The organism is Frateuria defendens (assembly GCF_001182895.1).
Lineage (GTDB): Bacteria > Pseudomonadota > Gammaproteobacteria > Xanthomonadales > Rhodanobacteraceae > Frateuria_B > Frateuria_B defendens.
The window spans coordinates 1-402 of record NZ_LFQR01000270.1 but is presented as its reverse complement, the minus strand read 5'-3'; the positions used below and the strand labels follow the sequence as shown (position 1 = coordinate 402).

General features: G+C 74.4%; 1 protein-coding gene. It reads left to right on the top strand.

Features of this window, described 5'->3' with window-relative positions; translation table 11 throughout:
• Positions 1–237: 237 nt before the first annotated feature.
• Positions 238–402 (top strand): SulP family inorganic anion transporter (locus tag ACH65_RS21050; RefSeq protein WP_272913786.1); only part of this gene is annotated, 165 nt, incomplete at its 3' end.

Here is a 402-nt window from a genome sequence, read left to right as displayed (position 1 = left end):
CGGAGACGCCATGCCTCGCCTTGCCTGACGCGGTGCAGCATGGCAAGGTGACCCGCCTTGCGCGACGGCGGCCGGCCATGCGGCCCCGCCGGCCGCTCCGGTCGTCCACTATCCGCGCAGCCATCGGACGCCTCGCCGGACGCCGCATCGCGGGCTTCGTTCGCCGCCCCGCGCCCGCGTCGGCGCAAGGTCATCGCCGCCCGTCCGCGCGCCCCCACCGCCGCCACCGAAGATCCCATGCCGCCGATTTCCAGCACCGCCCGCCAGAACCTGCTGGCCGGCCTCACCACCGCGTTCGCCCTGGTCCCCGAGGCGATGGCCTTTGCCCTGGTCGCCCACCTCAATCCGCTGATGGGCCTGTACGGCGCCGCCATCCTCTGCACGCTCACCGCGCTGTTCGGC